The 622-nt window shown below is 28.9% G+C and carries 1 protein-coding gene; it reads right to left on the reverse strand.

Going from position 1 to position 622, the window contains the following annotated elements; genetic code table 11:
• Positions 1-585 (reverse strand): hypothetical protein (locus ST42_RS04585; RefSeq protein ID WP_044072555.1); only part of this gene is annotated, 585 nt, incomplete at its 3' end.
• Positions 586-622: the final 37 nt, after the last annotated feature.

A 622-nucleotide genomic window follows, 5' to 3' on the forward strand; every position in this document is an offset into this window, starting at 1 on the left:
GAAAAATAATCCAACACTATCTATATGAGTAAACTGAGTATAGAGCAAATTGATTTTCTTATTATCCATAGCTTCTCGTAAATAGCAATCAATCAATTCACCAACAGCCTCAGGATTATCTTTACGAAGTATCTTATGAGAAGCAAATAGGTCTATCGCTGTCTTCTGATAATTAGCCAAATAATATTTAGCCTTTATTAGTAATGAACAAGATACAAAAGCTACTGTCGCATTTACTAAATTTCTATTAGGATTTCTACTATTATGCATTCTCAAGACCAACTGTCCTGACTTGATAAATTGCTCTTGCGTAATATTTTCATCAATCCATTCCAACTTAATTTTTGTAATAGACAAGTTCGGTACATTTCTTTTAATAGTAATAATAAAACTATTCAGACTTGATTGAATATCATATTTTACATATAGCAATTCTGCCTTTTTCGAAAAGTAACGAAACATTTTGGCAATAAGCCTGATAACCTTCTCAAATTTATCGGGTTCTTTAAGTATATATCCAATAAATCCCAATGTACCCAAAGAAAACAAGCCTATAGTTATAGAAAATGTTATATTTATATTCATTTTTACTTCTTACTTAAATATTCACCTAATTTACTTC

The organism is Prevotella pectinovora (genome assembly GCF_000834015.1).
Lineage (GTDB): Bacteria > Bacteroidota > Bacteroidia > Bacteroidales > Bacteroidaceae > Prevotella > Prevotella pectinovora.